The sequence below is a fragment of the Neobacillus sp. GCM10023253 genome, from assembly GCF_042653105.1.
GTDB classification, from domain to species: Bacteria; Bacillota; Bacilli; order Bacillales; family Cytobacillaceae; genus Neobacillus; species Neobacillus citreus.
The window spans coordinates 1-1,245 of record NZ_JBHSHV010000031.1 but is presented as its reverse complement, the minus strand read 5'-3'; the positions used below and the strand labels follow the sequence as shown (position 1 = coordinate 1,245).

Annotated in this window: 1 protein-coding gene; it reads left to right on the top strand. The window is 33.7% G+C overall.

All coding sequences use genetic code 11. The features are described from left to right. The first annotated feature begins 459 nt into the window (after window positions 1-459). Window positions 460-765: a DUF4870 domain-containing protein gene (locus ACFPA1_RS28620; protein ID WP_007083787.1), complete on the top strand. Its 306-nt coding sequence runs from the start codon at window positions 460-462 to the stop codon at window positions 763-765. Window positions 766-1,245: the final 480 nt, after the last annotated feature.

The following is a 1,245-nucleotide window of genomic DNA, read 5'->3' as shown; positions in this document are numbered from 1 at the left end:
CTACCCCGGCTACCGTAATAATAAAACCATATAAAAAAAGGTCAACCAGAAATATCTGGCTGACCTTATAATACGAAGCGGAGGTTTTCCGATTATGCAAGGAAAAATCCCCCATTTTGGTGTTTTTCCATTTAATAGGCGGAATCTCTCCGGTTATTTAAGCTATTTTCAATGCTATTCTCTAATTAAGCGGAATTTTTCCGTCTATCTAAAAACCTTGATCTATCAATAAAAAAAGCAAAGCGAATTCCTACATTTTATTTGGCCAGATAGCGGAGTAATCTCAGTAGCTGGAAAATGTAAAAGAATAGTTCGCATACTGGAATTTTATTTGGACTACGACCAAAGTCGTATAACGATTTAGTTCATAGCCTGATGTAATATTCTAACCAAAACTTTATAATGATTAATGAATAAAGGTTTATTAAATATTGCGATACAAAGAGGAGTAAATTTTAAATGGAAAATAAGGGATTCAAAATATTGATTCATGCTAGTACTTGGTTTGCACCTATACTAGTTCCCATTATCACATATTTTATTATTTCAGATCGAGAAATTAAAAGCTTATCCTTACAGGCTTTGGTATTTCATATTGTGATAGGTATTTTAATCTCAGTGTCTGCTTTTTTTTCTTGGATATTAATCGGGATTCCATTCCTCATTATTTTTGGACTCATTGCTATAATAGCTCCGATTGTTGGAATTGTTAAAGCATTTAATGAGCGTCCTTTTCGATATCCTATTATTGGATCATGGTTTTGATAAATTTAAACGAATCTAATCGTTATAATGATGATGAATAGTGGTATCTAAATCACTTAATCTTCATAAACACCATGCCACCGTAATTCTTGCGAATGTTAGCTCTGCACGGATACTTGAAAAGAATAGATATGTGGGTGCATTGCTTCAATAACGTACTTCCATAAACGGGAGCGATTGTTGAAGTTCATTAGTCTAATTCCTTGGAAAAAATGCAGAGGAATTAGACTTTTTTTATTTTTCTATAACCCTAACGTTGTAAATTCCTACTTTTTGACATTACATCATTGGTAATTCTGTTGGGAAAAGGTGGTAAATCTCGTGGCGATTGGCGGTAAAAAACATGACAGAGTGGTACATTCTATGGCCGTAATCACACTAGATTACTTATCTAGTGTCAGATTGTAGACAAAAGGCATTCGAATGATCCCATTCGGATGCCTTTTTGTCGGATTTTTGCTCGTAAGAGCAAAATTTATG